At 55.6% G+C, this 17138-nt stretch carries 19 protein-coding genes and 4 tRNA genes; 16 read left to right on the forward strand and 7 right to left on the reverse strand.

Features of this window, described 5'->3' with window-relative positions:
* Positions 1-95 precede the first annotated feature (95 nt).
* A complete protein-coding gene (gene hisC, locus BLW01_RS08200; protein WP_092569038.1) occupies positions 96-1151 on the reverse strand; it encodes a histidinol-phosphate transaminase in 1056 nt (351 codons plus the stop codon).
* A 106-nt stretch (positions 1152-1257) separates the two neighbouring features.
* Here hisC and BLW01_RS08205 point away from each other — a divergent pair, with 106 nt between their 5' ends.
* The 5 genes from BLW01_RS08205 (at position 1258) to mnmH (ending at position 6405) form a co-directional block, all read left to right on the forward strand.
* Positions 1258-2142 carry an AEC family transporter gene (locus tag BLW01_RS08205; RefSeq protein WP_092569039.1) on the forward strand — a complete coding sequence of 295 codons (885 nt, stop codon included), beginning with the start codon at positions 1258-1260 and terminating at the stop codon, positions 2140-2142.
* Between the two features lie 115 nt (positions 2143-2257).
* Positions 2258-2710 carry a copper resistance protein NlpE N-terminal domain-containing protein gene (locus BLW01_RS08210; RefSeq protein ID WP_092569040.1) on the forward strand — a complete coding sequence of 151 codons (453 nt, stop codon included), beginning with the start codon at positions 2258-2260 and terminating at the stop codon, positions 2708-2710.
* Positions 2711-2819: 109 nt separating this feature from the next.
* Entirely contained in the window at positions 2820-4196 is a 1377-nt protein-coding gene (gene radA, locus BLW01_RS08215; protein WP_092569041.1) for a DNA repair protein RadA, read from the forward strand.
* 56 nt (positions 4197-4252) lie between these two features.
* Positions 4253-5290, forward strand: a complete 1038-nt coding sequence (selD, locus tag BLW01_RS08220; protein ID WP_092569042.1) for a selenide, water dikinase SelD — start codon at positions 4253-4255, stop codon at positions 5288-5290.
* A complete protein-coding gene (mnmH, locus tag BLW01_RS08225) occupies positions 5287-6405 on the forward strand; it encodes a tRNA 2-selenouridine(34) synthase MnmH (RefSeq protein WP_092569043.1) in 1119 nt (372 codons plus the stop codon). Before selD ends, mnmH begins: the two co-directional genes overlap by 4 nt.
* Here the strand turns inward: mnmH and BLW01_RS08230 are convergent.
* Positions 6358-7044, reverse strand: a complete 687-nt coding sequence (locus BLW01_RS08230) for a type 1 glutamine amidotransferase (protein ID WP_092569044.1) — start codon at positions 7042-7044, stop codon at positions 6358-6360. The genes mnmH and BLW01_RS08230 overlap by 48 nt on opposite strands.
* A 91-nt stretch (positions 7045-7135) precedes the next feature.
* On the opposite strand from BLW01_RS08230, the gene BLW01_RS08235 reads away from it, so the two are divergent.
* The gene (locus BLW01_RS08235) at positions 7136-7432 is read left to right on the forward strand and encodes an MGMT family protein (RefSeq protein WP_092569045.1); all 297 of its coding nucleotides are present in this window, start codon (positions 7136-7138) and stop codon (positions 7430-7432) included.
* A 29-nt stretch (positions 7433-7461) separates the two neighbouring features.
* Positions 7462-8052 (forward strand): YjaG family protein, encoded by a 591-nt coding sequence (locus BLW01_RS08240; protein ID WP_092569046.1) that lies wholly within the window; start codon positions 7462-7464, stop codon positions 8050-8052.
* Positions 8053-8064: 12 nt separating this feature from the next.
* Here BLW01_RS08240 and BLW01_RS08245 read toward each other — a convergent pair whose 3' ends face one another.
* From BLW01_RS08245 to hisB, 5 genes are all read right to left on the reverse strand, one after another.
* Positions 8065-8577 carry a hypothetical protein gene (locus BLW01_RS08245; RefSeq protein ID WP_092569047.1) on the reverse strand — a complete coding sequence of 171 codons (513 nt, stop codon included), beginning with the start codon at positions 8575-8577 and terminating at the stop codon, positions 8065-8067.
* A gap of 10 nt (positions 8578-8587) precedes the next feature.
* Positions 8588-9361, reverse strand: coding sequence for an imidazole glycerol phosphate synthase subunit HisF (gene hisF, locus BLW01_RS08250; protein ID WP_092569048.1), 774 nt, complete (start codon positions 9359-9361; stop codon positions 8588-8590).
* A gap of 3 nt (positions 9362-9364) precedes the next feature.
* On the reverse strand, positions 9365-10117 hold the full coding sequence (hisA, locus tag BLW01_RS08255) for a 1-(5-phosphoribosyl)-5-[(5-phosphoribosylamino)methylideneamino]imidazole-4-carboxamide isomerase (protein WP_092569049.1): 753 nt from the start codon (positions 10115-10117) through the stop codon (positions 9365-9367).
* An 80-nt stretch (positions 10118-10197) separates the two neighbouring features.
* A complete protein-coding gene (gene hisH / locus BLW01_RS08260; protein ID WP_092569050.1) occupies positions 10198-10839 on the reverse strand; it encodes an imidazole glycerol phosphate synthase subunit HisH in 642 nt (213 codons plus the stop codon).
* Between the two features lie 24 nt (positions 10840-10863).
* The gene (gene hisB, locus BLW01_RS08265; protein WP_092569051.1) at positions 10864-11457 is read right to left on the reverse strand and encodes an imidazoleglycerol-phosphate dehydratase HisB; all 594 of its coding nucleotides are present in this window, start codon (positions 11455-11457) and stop codon (positions 10864-10866) included.
* 183 nt (positions 11458-11640) lie between these two features.
* On the opposite strand from hisB, the gene BLW01_RS08270 reads away from it, so the two are divergent.
* From BLW01_RS08270 to BLW01_RS08310, 9 genes are all read left to right on the forward strand, one after another.
* Positions 11641-12093 (forward strand): GNAT family N-acetyltransferase, encoded by a 453-nt coding sequence (locus BLW01_RS08270; protein ID WP_092569052.1) that lies wholly within the window; start codon positions 11641-11643, stop codon positions 12091-12093.
* On the forward strand, positions 12093-14432 hold the full coding sequence (locus tag BLW01_RS08275) for an AsmA family protein (protein WP_092569053.1): 2340 nt from the start codon (positions 12093-12095) through the stop codon (positions 14430-14432). The genes BLW01_RS08270 and BLW01_RS08275 overlap by 1 nt, the downstream gene beginning before the upstream one ends.
* Before the next feature lie 72 nt (positions 14433-14504).
* Entirely contained in the window at positions 14505-15599 is a 1095-nt protein-coding gene (mutY, locus tag BLW01_RS08280) for an A/G-specific adenine glycosylase (protein WP_092569054.1), read from the forward strand.
* 15 nt (positions 15600-15614) lie between these two features.
* Positions 15615-15887, forward strand: coding sequence for an oxidative damage protection protein (locus tag BLW01_RS08285; RefSeq protein ID WP_092569055.1), 273 nt, complete (start codon positions 15615-15617; stop codon positions 15885-15887).
* A gap of 82 nt (positions 15888-15969) precedes the next feature.
* A tRNA-Phe gene (locus tag BLW01_RS08290) sits at positions 15970-16045 on the forward strand.
* A 5-nt stretch (positions 16046-16050) separates the two neighbouring features.
* A tRNA-Gln gene (locus BLW01_RS08295) sits at positions 16051-16125 on the forward strand.
* Positions 16126-16148: 23 nt separating this feature from the next.
* Positions 16149-16224 (forward strand) — tRNA-Thr (locus tag BLW01_RS08300).
* Positions 16225-16364: 140 nt separating this feature from the next.
* Positions 16365-16440: transfer RNA gene (locus tag BLW01_RS08305), tRNA-Thr, on the forward strand.
* Positions 16441-16459: 19 nt separating this feature from the next.
* A complete protein-coding gene (locus tag BLW01_RS08310) occupies positions 16460-17125 on the forward strand; it encodes a fumarylacetoacetate hydrolase family protein (protein ID WP_092569056.1) in 666 nt (221 codons plus the stop codon).
* The last annotated feature ends 13 nt before the right edge of the window (positions 17126-17138 follow it).

The raw sequence follows: 17138 nt of genomic DNA on the forward strand, positions 1-17138 counted from the left end.
CCATGCGAGAGTAGGTCATCGTCAGGCCCTCACATGACAATCCCCCGGGAACCCCCCGGGGGATTTTTTTTGGGTCGTCGATGGGCCCGGCCGGGTCACGATGTTAATTCCGATAATGTCTCGGTCAGGCTGACCATTTCATCATCAGTACCAACAGAAATGCGCAAAAAGTCACGTAGGGCTTCTGTATTGAAATGACGTACCAGAATCCCACGTTCGCGAAGCGCAATGAAGAGCTGATCTGCGTCGTATTGCGGATGTCGTACCAGGAGGAAATTGGTCTGTGACGGCAAAACGTCGAATCCCAACTGCTGTAACTGCCGACGTGTACGCTCACGTGTCGTAATGATGCGGGAGCAGCAATCTTCAAAGTGCTGGGTATCCTCAAGGGCCGCGATACCAGCGGCGTGGGCCACGCTGTCAATGGGGTAGGAGTTGAAGGAGTTCTTGATGCGCTCCAGCCCCTCGATCAATTCTTCGGAGCCGATAGCAAAACCTAACCGCAATCCGGCTAGGCTGCGTGACTTGGAAAACGTATTGGTTACCAGCAGGTTAGGGTAAGTTTGGATCAAGGGGACGACACTTTCTCCGCCAAAGTCGACGTAAGCTTCGTCGACGACGACGACACATTCAGAGACTCGCTTCAGTAGTTCCTCGATCGATTCTCGCGAATGCCCATGTCCGGTGGGAGCATTCGGGTTGGCAAATATGATGCCCCCGCTGTCGGCTGTAAAGGCTTCTAAAGGAACTTGCCACTGATCACCCAGCGCGATGGTGCGGTAGTCAATGCCGTATAGGCGGCAATAGACGGGGTAAAAGCTGTATGTGATTGCCGGCATTGAAATCGGCCTTTCCTGGCGAAAAAACGCCTGGAAAGCAAATGCAAGGACTTCGTCTGAACCATTGCCGACGAAGACTTGAGCGGTATCAACACTGTACGATTGCGCAAGTGCTTCACGTAATGATTGCGATACTGGGTCGGGGTAACGCCGTAGATGATCGGCAGGGAAGTCCCGTAACACTTTCTCGACCCCGGACGCTGGTGGGTAGGGGTTCTCATTGGTATTCAGTTTGATCATATGCTCACGCGGTTGCTCCCCGGGCACATAAGGGGTCAAATCGCGAACGGCAGGACTCCAGTACTTGCTCATGAAAACTCGCATTGCAGGGTTGAGACTTTGGTCATCTTGACGTTCGCGAGCGTGTCACGCAAGTCATGAGATTGCGGGCGTTAGGTGCTAATTCAGGACATTCTTGATGATTGCTCAGATTCTTTCGACGCTACTTCCCGTGTTTCTGATTGCGGGCTGTGGAACGCTATACGGTTACTTTCGCTCTCCAGACATCAGGGGACTGAATACGCTCAACATGGAGTTATTTGTCCCCTTGCTTGTCGTTTCAGTGTTGGCCGACCAGCAGGCCCCCTTGGGCGATTATGCTGGCCTGGCTTCAGCGGCCGCCATCGTTGTACTGGGATCCGGAGTCCTGTTATGGCCAGTCGCTAGGCTGTTCAGGCTCGATACCCGGGTCTTCCTACCTTCCATGATGTTCAATAACGCAGGCAATATGGGGATCCCTCTACTGGTCCTGGCTTTTGGTGACGCCATTCTGCCGGCCGCTATCGTAGTGTTTGTGGTGGAAATGCTGCTGCACTTCTCAGTGGGGCTTTATATGGTCAGTCCGGGAACATCGCTGTGGCGTTTCCTCAGAACGCCGATTGTATTGGCGAGCGTTATTGGGCTGACTTGCAACCTGGGCAACATTGTCCTGCCTGGCTGGTTGCTGGAACCGATGGACATGTTGGGCAGCGTATCGATCCCATTGTTGTTGTTTTCCCTTGGTGTACGCATGCTGGAAATTGATTTTCGCGACTGGAAGCTGGGTATGCTTGGCGCGGTGTTGTGCCCCGTCAGTGGTTTGATAGTGGCGATTCCCATCATGTGGTGGATGGACCTGCCCGAATTGCAGGCCGCAACATTATGGGTCTTTGCAGCCTTGCCACCAGCAGTGCTTAATTATCTGGTTGCTGAGCAGTATCGACAAGCCCCCCACAAGGTGGCGTCTTTGGTACTGATCGGCAATTTAGGCAGTTTGGTGTGTATGCCGATGGTGCTGGCATGGCTGTTTGCTTCGGGGGCTTAATCGTAAGATGATTGGGAATCATTGCACGGGGAACTGTCCGTCAGCCAAACTTGTCGTTATGCTATGAACAAGTCATCGCATTCGCGGTGATGGCCCAATGGTTAGGAGGACTCTCATGCAGATAAGGAGCTTGCTGGCTGGTTCTGCCATGCTTGCAGTACTGGCGGGATGTGCCGCAGGACAGATGGAGGAGCAGAGTGCGGAGGAGCCCACTGCGACTGATGGAGCGGTTTATCAGGGAACCTTGCCCTGCCGTAATTGCGCTGGCATCGATATCGATGTGCGTCTGATGGGTGAGGAGGATAGCGCTGCTGAAGATCGCACATTCGATCTGGAAGCCAGTTATCGTGAGCATCCGCAAGACCCACCCGATGAAAATTATGCAGGCCAGTGGGAAGTCCTCGAAGGTACTGAGGCTGAACCTGATGCAACTGTGTATGAATTGACTCCCGAGGGGGATGGCCAAGTCTATTATTTCCTCAGAGTGGATGAGAATACGCTGGAGCTGATCGATCCTCAGCGTCGCCGTTTTGAAAATAACGACATGCTGCAGCTTGAACGTCAGTAACTCCGATGTGTTCTCTCTTCAAGGGCGGCCTGCGGGCCGCCCTTTGTGTGCTACAGCGACCCGAATCACACTGATTCATCGTGCGTCATGAAATTTAGAGAAGCCCGGTATGGCTAAAGCCAAAAGCGCCTACGTATGTTCTGAGTGCGGAGCGGAGTACCGTAAATGGCAAGGGCAGTGTTCAAGCTGTCGCGAGTGGAATACCTTGAGTGAGGTTCGGTTGGCGTCGGCTCGTTCCAGCAGTGTTGGCGCTACGCTGACAGGGCGACATGGTTATGCCGGGATTACATCAAGAGAAGTGGTCGACCTTGCCTCAGTGGACCTTACAGAGGTTCCGCGCCTCACGTCGACCTTCGGTGAATTCGATAGGGTGTTGGGGGGAGGACTCGTTCCCGGGTCTGCTGTGTTATTGGGTGGGCATCCCGGGGCGGGCAAGTCGACGTTATTATTGCAGGCGGCCTGCAATTTAGCGCAGCAGCACAAGGTTCTTTATGTGACCGGTGAAGAGTCGCTTTCTCAGGTGGCTATGCGTGCCAATCGCTTGCAGTTGCCTAGTCAGGGGTTGCAGATGCTGGCCGAGACCAGCGTGGAGATTATTCTTGGTGTCGCTGAGCGAGAGCAACCTTGTGTCCTGATTATCGACTCCATTCAGACCATGCATCTTGAAGAGATCGCATCCGCGCCGGGTGGCGTTGCCCAGGTTCGGGAGTCTGCCTCTGCCATGACTCGTTATGCCAAGCAGTCCAATACGGTCCTGCTGTTGGTCGGGCATGTCACCAAGGATGGCACCCTGGCAGGCCCCAAGGTCCTTGAGCACATGATCGATGCGTCTTTGTTGCTGGAGGGGGGGAGTGATTCGCGCTTCCGTACGCTACGTGGGCAGAAAAATCGTTTTGGTGCAGTCAATGAGCTTGGTGTTTTTGCCATGCTCGAGCAGGGATTGAAAGAAGTGAAGAATCCGAGCGCCATTTTCCTGTCACGTAATGATGAGCAATCCGCCGGCAGCCTGGTCATGGTGGTCTGGGAGGGGACGCGTCCGATTCTGGTTGAAGTGCAAGCGCTACTTGATGACTCGGCGTTGGGGAACCCCAGGCGCGTGGCGGTGGGGCTTGATCAGAATCGGTTAGCGATGTTGTTGGCGGTGTTGCATCGCCATGGCGGGCTCTTCACCGGTGATCAGGATGTCTTCTTGAATGTCGTGGGGGGGGTCAAGGTACTGGAAACCAGTGCAGATCTAGCGGTTTTACTGGCCGTTGTCTCGAGTCTCCAGGGACGCCCCTTGCCCCGAGAGCTGGTGGTGTTCGGTGAAGTGGGGTTGTCGGGTGAAATTCGACCGGTACCCAGTGGACAGGAGCGAATCGTTGAAGCGGCCAAGCACGGTTTCCAGCGGGCGATTGTCCCCCGCAGTAACGCTCCCAAGGAGGCGCCGGCAGGAATGGAGGTCATTGCCGTGACCCGGCTGTCGGAAGCGCTGGAGGCGTTGTGAAGTTATCTTGGCCGATCATCTAGACTCATGGGTGTAACGTCAGCAAGGAGAATGTGATGAGCGCTATTCGCCTCACTCAGTTCAGTCATGGTGCCGGTTGTGGCTGCAAGATCGCCCCCGACGTGCTGGATTCCATTCTGGCCAAAGCGGGGCCTGGAGCCGGTCATACGCAGCTGATCGTCGGTAATCAGGGACGTGAGGATGCGGCGGTTTATGATCTGGGCGATGGTCGTGGCATGATCGCAACGACCGATTTCTTCATGCCCATTGTTGACGACCCATTCGACTTTGGCCGTATTGCTGCAACGAATGCCATCAGTGATGTTTTTGCCATGGGAGGCACGCCGATCATGGCATTGGGAATCCTTGGCTGGCCGCTCGATAAATTGGGTGCGGATGTCGCAGGAGATGTCGTCGCTGGGGCACAAGCTGTATGTCGTGAGCTTGGACTGGCTCTGGCGGGAGGCCATTCAATTGATGCGCTTGAGCCAATGTTCGGGCTGGCGGTCAATGGGCTCGTGGAGCTTGAGCACCTCAAACTGAATAAGGGGGCTCAGGTGGGCGACTTGCTCTATCTGACCAAACCATTGGGTGTCGGGCTGCTTACGACCGCGGAAAAACGTGGACTGGTGGAAATCGGGCATCAGGGGTTGGCACGGGAAACCATGCTGGAACCCAACGATATCGGTCCTGAGCTAGCCAAGGTTCAAGGGGTGCACGCTATGACGGATGTGACCGGATTTGGCCTGGCAGGTCATCTGGTTGAGGTTTGCCGTGCCAGTGGCGTCGCCGCTCGTATTGATTTCAAGCATTTACCCCGGCTCTCTGAAGCCGAGGCCTATCGCCGCCAAGGGGCTGTGCCTGGCGGTACCCTGAGGAATCGTCAGGCATTGGGTGCTGCTCTGCCCTCGATGGATGAACCCCACTGGCAATGGCTGTGCGATCCTCAGACTTCCGGCGGTTTGCTGTTGGCAGTGCATCCCTCCTGGGCGGATGACGTGGAACGGCTCGGACGTCAGCATGAGCTTGCTCTTTCTCCTTTTGGAGAAGTTGTCGCTGCTAAAGGCGACACGCTTATCGAGGTATATGGATGACGTTGCCATTGATCGAACCGGATCTTGACCTGTTGCTGCAACGGCGTTCATTGATTGATGTGCGTGCGCCCGTGGAGTTTGCCCAGGGTTCGCTTCCGGGGGCGATAAACTTACCATTATTGAATGACGAGGAGCGTCGCCAAGTCGGCATTGCTTACAAGCAACAGGGGCAGAAGGCTGCTATTGCGCTTGGTGAGCGATTGGTCTCCGGGGCGGTCAAGGAGCGGCGGGTGGCGGCTTGGGTGGAGCAGGTCAATCATCATCCGGATTCCGTGATTTACTGTTTCCGCGGTGGCCTGCGCTCCCGGATCGCTCAGCAGTGGCTCTATGATGCCGGTGTCGAACGACCCAGGATTCGCGGTGGCTGGAAGGTCTTGCGTCAGCGTCTTTGTCGCCAGATCGATATGGCCGCGGAGCGACCATTATTGGTGGTGAGTGGTCTGACCGGGTGTGCCAAGACACGCCTGATCCATCAACTGGACAATGGTATCGATCTGGAAGCGTGCGCCCGACACAAGGGGTCGGCGTTTGGTCGTCATCCTCTCACCTCTCCGTCTCAGATCGATTTTGAACATGCAATGGGATCGGCTCTGCTGGGAGTCGAGGGGGCATATGTAGTTGAGGATGAGTCTCGCCATGTCGGGGCAGTGAATATTCCGCAACGGTTCTGGCAAGCCATGGAGCGGGCCCCGCGTATCCGTGTAGAAATGCCCCTGGATTGGCGTTTAGAGCAGATTCGACGGGACTACATTGACGATCTGTGGGAAGTCTATCAAAACCAATTCGGTGAGTGGCTGGGATGGAGCCTAATGAAAAAGCAGCTGTCCTCAGCACTGGCTCGCTTGAAGAAGCGTCTGGGCAGTGAACGCTTGGCACGGTTACAACGCTTGCAGTCCCTGGCCATTGCCGAGCATGAGAAGGGAAACCCGCAGGCACATGAAGCTTGGCTCGCCCCTTTGCTGAGCGAATATTATGACCCCATGTACCGCTACCAGTTGGAGAAGCATGATCAGGAATTTCTCCATGTGGGGGATTGGCACAGCTGTCTGGAAGCGGCACGTGAATGGTCACTCGACCGTTCGGAGCCACTGAAGAAGGACGCGGTCAAGCAGTGACGCTTGATGATCGAACCGCTTGGGGTCGCCAGCCATGACAGTAGCTATTTGTTCTGCATGGGTCTCGGTCAGCGATGATGGCGTGATCTCAAGTAGTGCCTGGGCGCTTTCCTGAGTCGCTTCCAGATGGCATTGCATGGCAACGACTCTGCCACGATCCCAAGAAAATCCTTGAACGGGGCAGTTGCTGCTGCTTCCGAGTGGTGTTGTGCCTTCTGGTAATGCAAGAATCTCATTTTGCCAGAGGAAAGCGTCGAACTGTTCGGGAAGATCGAAGGCACTATCGGGTGCACTTTGTATGGTATACCAACCGATTTCGGTATAAGGGCCTGGCGACGCAATGGCACCAAGTTCGGTGGCAATGAGTCGGGCGCCGAAGCCGATGCCCAAGAGGGGTTTGCCGCTTTTCAACGTGCGGGTGATCAATTTGCGTTCGCGCTTTATCCACTCCGGTGCAGGAGAGTTGGCGATATTCATGGGGGCATCGAGTACGATCAGGCCATCGCAGTCGGCTAGCCTTGGCAATGCTTCACCCTGATGTAACCGGCAGCTGTTGTGACTATGCCCCATACCGATCAACCAATCAGCTAGCCTGGCTGGTCCTATATAGTCGGCATGCTCCAGGAAATAGATATGCATCTCGTATCAATGACTCGTGCTTTGGCAGAATGAAAAAGCGTGCTTGCCTCGTCACAGACGAGTGGCTGTTGTCGGTAAAGGGAGTACATTCATGGTGCGCTCGGAATTGCTTGAGCAGATCTACACCATTGTTGCACAGATACCTCCGGGTAGGGTGACGACTTATGGCCGTGTGGCGAAAATGACGGAAGGTGCTACAGCACGCATGGTAGGTACCGCCATGCGACACCTTCCCGATGGACATGAGCTCCCCTGGCACCGTGTTATCAATGCCTCGCGTCGGGTGACGGAGCATGAAGGCGCCGCACGACAGCGGGAACGTTTGTGGGCCGAAGGAGTCATCTTTGATGCCTCAGGACGTGTCAGTCCCGATGTCATGTGGCCCTGAGTCATTGTAGTTACCTCACGGAGTTAAATATGGACTTTCTACATGACGACTTTCAGCACCGCCTCCATCGTTTGAATCAACGCCAAAGCGTAGCTTTCATGGCGGCATTGTGTGAACGCTTACTGCCCAATTATGCTCTCTATGCCGATACGACAGAAAATGGCGACGTTGCCGCACTACACAACATCCTGGACTTGGTTTGGGAAACGCTACTAGTACCTGGTGCGCATATCGATTTCGACCGTCAAGCCGATAAACTGGGAGCGCTCCAGCCTCCCTCGAATGATGACAGCTTTGGAGCTCGCCGAGCGTTGGATGCCGTTGTTGCGCTTTCGGCAACACTGGATACGCTTCGCGGAGAAGCTGTCGATTCTGTGGTTGAAGTGAGCCGGGTGTCTCAGGCTGGAGTGATCGCTTTTATCGAGATGACAGTGCACCTGGAAGAAGACGCCACCCTACAGAGAACGGTTCGAGATCATCCATTGATGGACGATGAGCGACACTTTCAGCAGGCCGTGCTGGAGCATACCGAACAGATGTCGTCACGCGATTCGGTCAAAGCTCTACGTCGTCTCGGACGCAATAATGGTGTCAGCAACCTGGGCTTGACCTTGGACTGATGTCACTGAATATCAAAAGCGTAGGCCGGCAGTCACCATCAGACCGGCATTCCCGAACAGAAGCAGGTCGGTTTCAACAGGACCCAAGCGGGCGCCTATGCTTGGGAGCACGGCAGGAGCAACGCCGAGATCGTTAAACGGAATCTTGTCTTTCTTGTCACCATCATAGCCGCGCAATAAGCCAGCCGTCAGCTTGGCGTGCACCTCGACACTATCACTGGGTTCCCATAGCGAGAAACGTCTGCCGCCATAGAAATACCAACTGGGTTGGTCAAATGAATTCTTGAACCACGCTGCACCAGCAAGCCATTCATCAGGGTTACGTGCCTCGGCGCTGATCAGGTTCTGGCTTTCGGTGTGCTCGGGATCAGAGTCGAAGTGCTTAGTGTAGAGGCTGGTCTGGAAAAGCCAATGATCCACTTCGAGTTTGGGATAGGCGGTTGATGACACACTGAAACCGCTTATCAGCAGGGTGAACATGACAACTATGGATTGTTTGATAGTCTCAGCCTTGTACCATTCCATGGTTAACCCCCTAGAGTCGCATTTCGATGCCATGTTCTGACATATACCGCTTGGCGTCGGGGATACTGTGCTCGCCGAAATGGAAAATACTGGCAGCTAATACTGCATCGGCGCCCCCTTCCAGCACACCGGCCACCAGGTGGTCGAGATTCCCGACGCCTCCGGATGCGATGATTGGCACAGAAACCGCTTCCGAAATCGCATGGGTCAGGCCAAGATCAAAGCCGGCCTTGGTGCCGTCCCGATCCATGCTTGTCAGTAATAACTCACCTGCTCCCAGGGACACCATCTTCCTTGCCCACTCCACGGCGTCCAGCCCGGTGGCATTGCGGCCACCATGAGTAAAGATTTCCCAATGAGAGGGGCTCCCGGTTTTCGATACCTGTTTGGCGTCAATGGCGACGACGATACATTGGCTGCCAAAACGCTGAGCCGCTTCGTAAACGAAATCCGGGTTATGGACGGCAGCCGTGTTGATGGACACTTTATCGGCACCCGCATTCAGCATGGTCCGAATGTCTTCACAAGTTCGTATGCCGCCACCGACGGTTAGTGGGATGAAGACTTCACCGGCAATACGTTCGACCATTTCCACTGTCGTGCCACGATCCTCGTGACTCGCGGTGATATCCAGAAAGGTGATCTCATCAGCTCCCTGCTGGTTGTATCGTTTGGCGATTTCCACCGGATCACCCGCATCACGGATACCGACGAAATTGACGCCTTTCACGACGCGTCCTGCGTCGACATCAAGGCAAGGAATGATGCGTTTGGCCAACCCCATGATTCAACTCCCGGAGGTTCTTCTGGACAGTGTATCGCACAAGTGCTGGGCATCGGCGATATTCAGACTGCCCTCATAAATGGCACGTCCCGTAATAGCTCCCAGTATGCCTTGGTCGGCGACGTCGGCCAGCGCACGGATATCTTCAAGTCTTGAGACGCCTCCCGAGGCAATGACGGGCAGGCCGCCGTTACGTGCCAAGTCTGCGGTAGCCGACACATTGACTCCCTCCATCATACCGTCACGGGCAATGTCGGTATAAACGATCGAGGACACTCCGTCGCCAGCAAAGCGTTTTGCCAGGTCAACGGCCTTTATCGTTGAGACTTCGGCCCAGCCATCGGTTGCCACGTAACCGTTGCGTGCGTCCAGTCCGACGATGACATGACCGGGAAATTGTCGGCACATGGTGCTGACGAAATCAGGCTCTTTGACTGCTTTCGTACCGATGATGACAAAAGACACACCGGCATCCAGATAATGAGCGATCGTCTCTGCGGAGCGAATGCCTCCACCGATCTGGATCGGTAAATCGGGAAAGGCTCGTGCAATGGCTGTCACTGCTTCGCCATTGACTGGCTTGCCTTCAAAGGCGCCGTTGAGGTCCACCAGGTGAAGACGGCGGGCACCGGCTTCTACCCAGCGGGCCGCCATGGCTACCGGGTCGTCGCCATAGGTCGTGGCATCATCCATGCGTCCCTGTTTGAGACGGACGCACTTACCATCCTTGAGATCAATGGCAGGAATTACCAGCATGTTGAATCCTCTTTGGCCCTAACAGGCAAAGTAACGTAGGGCGTGCTAGTGGGGATAGCCGTGATGTTGCCGAGAATGACTCAGGGTTCCCAGTTGACGAAGTTTTCCAGCAAACGAAGACCAGCGTCAGCACTTTTTTCAGGGTGGAACTGTACCGCGAAAACCGGACCTCGGCCGATAGCAGCGTGGACACCGACGTCACCGTAGTGAGTCGTGCCGAATACCGAGTTGTCGTCAGCAGCATCGACGTAGTAACTGTGAACGAAATAGAAGCGTTCGCCGTTGTCGATGCCGTGCCATAATGGATGCGAATGGTTCTGGTCCACTCGGTTCCACCCCATGTGGGGGACCTTCAGGCGGTGACCTTGGTCGTCTCGCATGCTGTCGTTGAAGCGGCGCACCCTGCCGGGTATGAAGCCAAGGCACGTAGTTCCCTCGTTCTCTTCACTATCATCCAGCAGCATCTGTTGCCCGACACAGATGCCCAGTAACGGTTTGTCGGTATTGGTAAGCACTTCCTGCACCAAGCCTTGTACGTTACTGCGCTTCAGTTCCGCCATGCAGTCGCGAATCGCACCCTGTCCAGGCAAGACTAATCGTGTAGCACCGCGAATACGGCGTTCGTCGCGGGTGATCACGACATGCTCATGAGTGACATGCTCCAGAGCTTTGGCAACGGAATGGAGATTACCCATCCCGTAGTCGATGACGGCGATCGTCATGCATTCTCCTTGTTCATGGCGGGCTCAAAGGCTGCCTTTGGTCGATGGCATACGGCCTGTCATGCGAGGGTCCTCGGCAACGGCCATGCGCAATGCCCGACCAAAGGCCTTGAAAATGGTTTCAGCCTGATGATGAGCATTAATACCTTTCAGGTTATCGATGTGTAGCGTGAGGCGCGCATGATTGGCCAATCCCTGAAAGAATTCCTGGAATAGCTGCGTATCGAATTTGCCGATGGTTGCACGGGTGAACGTTGCTTCCATGAATAACCCCGGGCGGCCGGAAAAGTCGATGACCACACGTGACAGGGCTTCGTCGAGTGGTACATAGGCATGGCCGTACCGGTATATGCCACGTTTGTCGCCGACTGCTTCGGCCAAGGCCTGACCAAGCGTAATGCCGATGTCCTCCACTGTGTGATGATCATCGATATGCACGTCACCTTCAGCCTTGACATCCAGGTCGATCAAACCATGACGGACAACTTGATCTAACATATGATCGAGAAATGGGACGCCGGTTTCACCGGTCAACTGTCCTTGTCCGTCGAGGTCGATCCCTATGGTGATGTGTGTCTCCTGGGTATCGCGAGTGACCTTGGCAGTGCGATCGCACATAGGGTGGGCCTCCTGTGCAGGTCGCTGCAGTCGCGCGACCGATGATTCATGCCCTCGACGCCGAAAGAATTGGCCAGTGTCCAAGGGTGGAAAGGGGTATTATAGAGAATCGTCCCCCCCATCCGCTACAATGCAGCTCATAACAGACGGCGATCAGCCGTCACGGTTTCGGGAGACATGTGAATGCCGGTCACACTTTACCGGGTCGACCATGCCACCTGGGCCGCTGATTCCCAGGTGGCGTATGACTTGATCCGGATCTATGCCGATGCACCGGATTACCGGCTACCTCAGCCGGCGGGAGAGTTCGTTGAAAACCACTTGCAGATGGGTGGGCTCTTCTATTGTGCCCAATTCAACGCGAGGCTGATTGGCGCCGTGGCCGTTCGTGTTGACGAGAGTGCTTGGTGGCTGTCCCATGTCTGCGTTCGGAAAGCGACCCGGCGCCGTGGCGTCGGGTCGCGTATGCTGTCACTGGTGGCTGAAGCGGCGGCTTCTGATGGTCGAGTGCTTCGGGTTCATGCAGCCTCATTGATGATGGGGGATCAACTGCTGTTGTCCCGATTGGGCTATCGACTCGTCGCGGGAGGTGCCCACTTCGAATTGAATCCGCTTCCATCTCAGGGAGGACATTGATGCGAGCGTTGTTACGTACGTTGCTGGCGGTGATCGGCGTTCTGGGGCTCGTCATGCTGGGCGCCGTTGTCTATGTCACCACGTTTTTCGATCCCAATGACTTGAAACCGAGACTTGTGGAAGTCGTGCGCGAGCATTCCGGTTTGGAACTGACACTCGATGGACCGTTGTCGTGGTCGTTCTATCCGCGATTGGGGGTCAGTGTCCAGGAAGCGAAGGCGCGGTTACCTGATCAGGATACCGAGCAGGCATTCATGGCCTTTAGCCAGGCTGAAGTCAGCTTGGCGTTTGCACCGTTGCTTTCCGGAGAGATCGCCATTGATGGCCTGACTGTTGATGGAATGCGGCTCAATCTGTCGCGGAATGAAGAGGGGGAGGGTAACTGGGAGGCCTTCCTGGAGCGCTTGGGGGAACGCAGCGAAGAAGCTGAAGCCGCGCTGGCTCCAGCCTCTTCGGGACCTAACCCCGATGATCATGGCGGCATGGCTGTGGCACTGGATATCGCCAGCGTGAAGCTACGTGATGGCGATATACGGTTCAGCGATGAACTCTATGACCGCCATTGGCATATCACCGGTGTCAATGTCGGTGGCTCCAATGTCAATCCAACATCAGCGTTCCCATTGAATACGACCTTTCGTGTGGATGCCTACTCGGGAGCGAAGCGTCCAGATGAGGCAGAGGAAGACGGTCCCACTCCCTATTTGAGCAGCGAGGTGTCGTTCGACAGTCGGGTAAAACTAGGACTGGCCGATGACCGTTACGAGTTCAATGAACTGTCCTTGAAAACTGATACGGCATTCGAGGCTCTCGAAGATCGTCGACAGCAGTTGACTCTGACTCTCGATGAGCTCATGGCCGATCTAGCCACCCAGCGTTACGAGGCTGAAGGCGGGCAACTGAAAGGTGGCCTTGATCACCCAGCCTGGGGCGACGATGCCATGCCTTTGACATTGGATTTCGATGCCGAGACCGACCTGAGTGAACAGAACGCGCGGATCAATCAGTGGCGGCTCACGGGGGAGGATGGTCTGGACCTGGGCGGCCATCTGCTGATCAGTGACCTGTTTGAAGGCATGCAGTACAGCGGTCAGGTCAGTATGGCACCAATGTCTCTCAGGCCCTGGCTTGAGCGATTCAACGTCTTGCCCAACACCGCGAGTGACGATGCGCTGAGTGATGTGACGCTGACCAGCCCATTGCAAGGCAATGCCGAAGAGGTAATGCTCAGCAACCTGACGCTGGTGATGGATGACAGTACCTTTACCGGGTACCTGAATGCAGGGCTGGATGGCGAGTTGCTTGACTTCGAACTCGATGGCGACGCGCTGGATCTTGATGCTTACCTTCCGCCTCCCGATGAGGAAGGGGCACAGGAAGAGAGTGCCATGCTCGGTATCCCTGGCGTGTCAGAAGCGTATGCGCAGGAAGAGGAATCGCAAGCAGAGTTGCTGCCGACTGCCTGGCTCGCTGCGCTGACGCTGAACGGTGAGTTGCGTCTTGGCCGACTCGATATATTGGGTATGGTGCTCGAAAATGCGGAACTGGTACTACAGGGGCAGAATGGCAATCATCGGCTAGAGCGCCTCGATGCGGATCTGTACGAGGGATCATTGTCAGCCACTGGCAGTCTCGACCTGCAGGATACGCCGCCTCATTGGCAGCTTGAGCCGCGACTCGAGCAAGTGCAAATCGCCCCTCTCTATCAGGCCCTGGCTGATACCGAGTCGCCATTACGTGGGCGTCTCTTTCTTTCAGGGGAACTGTCCACGCAAGGAAATACCATTTCGCACCTTCGTCGCAATCTCGATGGAACGGTCGAGACACGCATTGATGACGGCGCCATGCTGGCCACGAACGTCTCACGGGAACTCTGCAGTGTGGCCGCCAACCTGGAGGGTGAGGAAACGACGCGAGAATGGAGCGAAGACACTCGCTTCGATCGCGCACAGGCAAGCTTCGAGATACGTGACGGGGTGGCCCATAATGACGACCTTGATGTCGCCATTCCCGGTATAGATCTGGGGGGCGAAGGGCAGCTGAATTTCGAGACGCAACGTTTCGATTACCGAGCGTCCGCGCGGTTTGTCGATACTGCCGATGCGGCTTGCGATGTGAACCCCCGGCTTGAACGTATTCCGATGCCCGTCCGCTGCGAAGGGGAATTGGGTGGTGAAACGGGGGAATGGTGCCGTTTCGATCGCGATGCGTTCGTCGAGTCGATTGGTGATCTGGCCCGAGATGAGGCGATCGACCGGGCCAGCGAAGAAATCCGCGAACGCCTGGAAGAAGAAGGCGGTAAGGAACTTGAAGATGCACTTCGCGGTCTACTGCAATGAGCATCATTGAAAGTTGAAAGCCAGTCCCTGCGCCGACATCATGTCGGCGCTTTTTTTCGCATTGAGTGATGCATGAGTGACTTACTCGAAATCGGCCTGACACCAAATGAATTTCAGCGTCGAGTCCTGACCTGGTATCAAGCCAACGGACGCAAGGCTCTCCCGTGGCAGTATGACAAAACGCCCTATCGTGTGTGGGTTTCCGAGATCATGCTGCAGCAGACTCAGGTAGCAACCGTGATCCCATATTACGAACGGTTCATGGAACGGTTCCCGGATGTGGCCTCTCTCGCTGCCGCTTCACAAGATGAGGTATTGCACCTGTGGACCGGCCTGGGGTACTACGCTCGCGGACGAAATCTGCACAAGGCAGCATGTCTCGTCATGGAGGCCTATGGCGGGGAATTCCCTGTTCACAGCCTGGAGGAGATGGCTTCCCTGCCCGGGGTCGGGCGCTCGACGGCCGGCGCCATCATCAGTCTGAGTACCGGACGTAGAGCGGTTATCCTCGATGGCAATGTCAAGCGGGTGCTGACGCGCCTGCACGCCATCGAAGGTTGGCCCGGTCGTACCTCGGTCGAGCGGATACTTTGGCAACTCGCCGACCGCTATACCCCCAATACTGACTTGCCTGAGTATTCTCAGGCGATGATGGATCTAGGAGCGATGGTATGCACTCGAGGTAAGCCGAGCTGCCTGCTGTGTCCTTTCGAGGATGTCTGTGTCGCCCATGCCAGGGGGGAGGAGCGTCGTTTTCCCGAAAGCAAACCCAAGAAGCGCCTGCCCGAGCGCCAGACGTTGATGTTATTGCTGTATGATGACGCAGGGTGCGTCTATCTCGAGCAGCGTCCGGGGGCCGGTATTTGGGGAGGACTCTGGTGTTTCCCGCAGTTCGACGATATGACGTCGCTGGAAGACTGGCTGGCAACGTATTCTCCTGGCGCTTCGGTCGAGGATATCTGGTCGGTATTCACACACACTTTCAGTCACTTTCGTCTTTTCATCACGCCGGTACCCGTGCATTCGCCTCATGGTGTGGCAGTGAGCGATTGCGGAGGCTGCTGGTATGATCCTGTCAGCCCTCCGAACCTTGGCTTGGCTGCACCGGTCAAGGCTCTTCTCGAAACACTCACATCCGATGCCGTATCATCGCCGACACACCGATAGTCAGGAGTTGTAGTCATGTCGCAAACCGTATTCTGCCGCAAGTACCAGAAAGAGCTGGAAGCGCTGCCTTTCCCTCCGTTGCCCGGCAAGAAAGGGCAGGAGATACAGGCCAGTGTATCCAAGCAAGCCTGGGAAGAGTGGCAAGCGTTGCAGACACGTTTGATCAATGAGAAACATCTCAACATGCTGGATCCGCAATCGCGGGAATACCTGATGGAGCAGATGGAGCGTTTCCTGGATAACCAAGAAACCGACCAGGCTGAAGGCTATGTACCGCCGGAGGAGTAACCCCAGGCATTGTCCGGCATCTTTTTGAAATGGAAGCCTTGACGGGGTAAGGCCTTTCTAGTTTAATACGCGCCGTTGGCACGGCCAGATAGCTCAGTCGGTAGAGCAGTGGATTGAAAATCCTCGTGTCGGCGGTTCGATTCCGTCTCTGGCCACCATATGCTGGGGTATAGCCAAGTGGTAAGGCAGCGGTTTTTGGTATCGCCATGCGCAGGTTCGAATCCTGCTACCCCAGCCACGCCAACCCGCATTGCGTGTATAGCCGGCATAGCTCAGTTGGTAGAGCAACTGACTTGTAATCAGTAGGTCCCGGGTTCGACTCCTGGTGCCGGCACCAATCAAAAGCATTGTTTTTCAATCGCTTGCGAGATATCAAAACCGCCTGCCGAGGCGGTTTTTTGTTGCTACCCAGTCGCCTTCACTGTAACTGCCATCACTTGCCGTATCGCTGTCCTCGCAGTAGTATCGGTCCTCCCCGCCGGTGTAGCTCAGTTGGTAGAGCAACGCACTCGTAATGCGTAGGTCGGTGGTTCGAGTCCACTCACCGGCACCATGTTGAGGAGAGTATCACGATGCGCTTCGTGCCGAGTTTCAATGATGGTCAGAAGTATTCCGAGGCACTTGGCAAGATCGTTTGTGTGGGTCGGAATTACGTTGATCATGCCAAGGAACTGGATAACCCCGTTCCTCGCGAGCCGCTATTGTTCATTAAGCCCTCGACCAGTGCTGTGCCATTGGAGGACGTCATTAATGCGCCTTTTTCGCGGGGTGAAGTGCATTTCGAGACCGAGCTGGCTTTGCTGATTGGAAAAACGCTCACTGATGCCGATGAAACCGAAGCCCAACGTGCCGTCGTGGGGATTGGTTTGGCACTGGATTTGACACTGCGGGATGTTCAATCTCGTCTGAAAGAAAACGGGCATCCCTGGGAGAGGGCCAAGTCCTTCGATGGCGCCTGTCCGATGTCGAAGTTCCTGCGGGTGGATGTGGTGCCCAATTGGAACGCGCTGGCCTTTCGCCTCGATATTGATGGCGAGCTTCGCCAGCAAGGAGAAGGAGCCGACATGTTGTTTCCGGTACCGACGCTACTATCGGAAATGAGTCGGCATTTCACGCTGCTGCCCGGAGATGTTGTTCTGACAGGCACGCCCGCGGGTGTCGGACCACTGCCGAGAGGCTCCAGACTGGAATTCTCACTGACGGGCGGACTCAGCGTTGCCACGACAGTTGCCGAGTGAGTGAACTGCCTCC

Origin of the sequence: Aidingimonas halophila, from assembly GCF_900106955.1 — a bacterium.
Lineage (GTDB): Bacteria > Pseudomonadota > Gammaproteobacteria > Pseudomonadales > Halomonadaceae > Aidingimonas > Aidingimonas halophila.

What these genes read in the sequence shown, in the direction of transcription:
- hisH (WP_092569050.1), bottom strand. Translation starts at nt 10,839, where the DNA reads ATGACGATCGCCGTCATCGACTACGGGATGGGTAATCTCCATTCCGTT.
- BLW01_RS08230 (WP_092569044.1), bottom strand. Translation starts at nt 7,044, where the DNA reads ATGCATATCTATTTCCTGGAGCATGCCGACTATATAGGACCAGCCAGG.
- BLW01_RS08205 (WP_092569039.1), top strand. Translation starts at nt 1,258, where the DNA reads ATGATTGCTCAGATTCTTTCGACGCTACTTCCCGTGTTTCTGATTGCG.
- BLW01_RS08285 (WP_092569055.1), top strand. Translation starts at nt 15,615, where the DNA reads ATGTCGCAAACCGTATTCTGCCGCAAGTACCAGAAAGAGCTGGAAGCG.
- BLW01_RS08240 (WP_092569046.1), top strand. Translation starts at nt 7,462, where the DNA reads ATGGACTTTCTACATGACGACTTTCAGCACCGCCTCCATCGTTTGAAT.
- hisC (WP_092569038.1), bottom strand. Translation starts at nt 1,151, where the DNA reads ATGAGCAAGTACTGGAGTCCTGCCGTTCGCGATTTGACCCCTTATGTG.
- hisF (WP_092569048.1), bottom strand. Translation starts at nt 9,361, where the DNA reads ATGGGGTTGGCCAAACGCATCATTCCTTGCCTTGATGTCGACGCAGGA.
- BLW01_RS08245 (WP_092569047.1), bottom strand. Translation starts at nt 8,577, where the DNA reads ATGGAATGGTACAAGGCTGAGACTATCAAACAATCCATAGTTGTCATG.
- mutY (WP_092569054.1), top strand. Translation starts at nt 14,505, where the DNA reads ATGAGTGACTTACTCGAAATCGGCCTGACACCAAATGAATTTCAGCGT.
- radA (WP_092569041.1), top strand. Translation starts at nt 2,820, where the DNA reads ATGGCTAAAGCCAAAAGCGCCTACGTATGTTCTGAGTGCGGAGCGGAG.
- hisA (WP_092569049.1), bottom strand. Translation starts at nt 10,117, where the DNA reads ATGCTGGTAATTCCTGCCATTGATCTCAAGGATGGTAAGTGCGTCCGT.
- selD (WP_092569042.1), top strand. Translation starts at nt 4,253, where the DNA reads ATGAGCGCTATTCGCCTCACTCAGTTCAGTCATGGTGCCGGTTGTGGC.
- hisB (WP_092569051.1), bottom strand. Translation starts at nt 11,457, where the DNA reads ATGTGCGATCGCACTGCCAAGGTCACTCGCGATACCCAGGAGACACAC.
- BLW01_RS08210 (WP_092569040.1), top strand. Translation starts at nt 2,258, where the DNA reads ATGCAGATAAGGAGCTTGCTGGCTGGTTCTGCCATGCTTGCAGTACTG.
- BLW01_RS08310 (WP_092569056.1), top strand. Translation starts at nt 16,460, where the DNA reads ATGCGCTTCGTGCCGAGTTTCAATGATGGTCAGAAGTATTCCGAGGCA.
- BLW01_RS08235 (WP_092569045.1), top strand. Translation starts at nt 7,136, where the DNA reads ATGGTGCGCTCGGAATTGCTTGAGCAGATCTACACCATTGTTGCACAG.
- mnmH (WP_092569043.1), top strand. Translation starts at nt 5,287, where the DNA reads ATGACGTTGCCATTGATCGAACCGGATCTTGACCTGTTGCTGCAACGG.
- BLW01_RS08270 (WP_092569052.1), top strand. Translation starts at nt 11,641, where the DNA reads ATGCCGGTCACACTTTACCGGGTCGACCATGCCACCTGGGCCGCTGAT.
- BLW01_RS08275 (WP_092569053.1), top strand. Translation starts at nt 12,093, where the DNA reads ATGCGAGCGTTGTTACGTACGTTGCTGGCGGTGATCGGCGTTCTGGGG.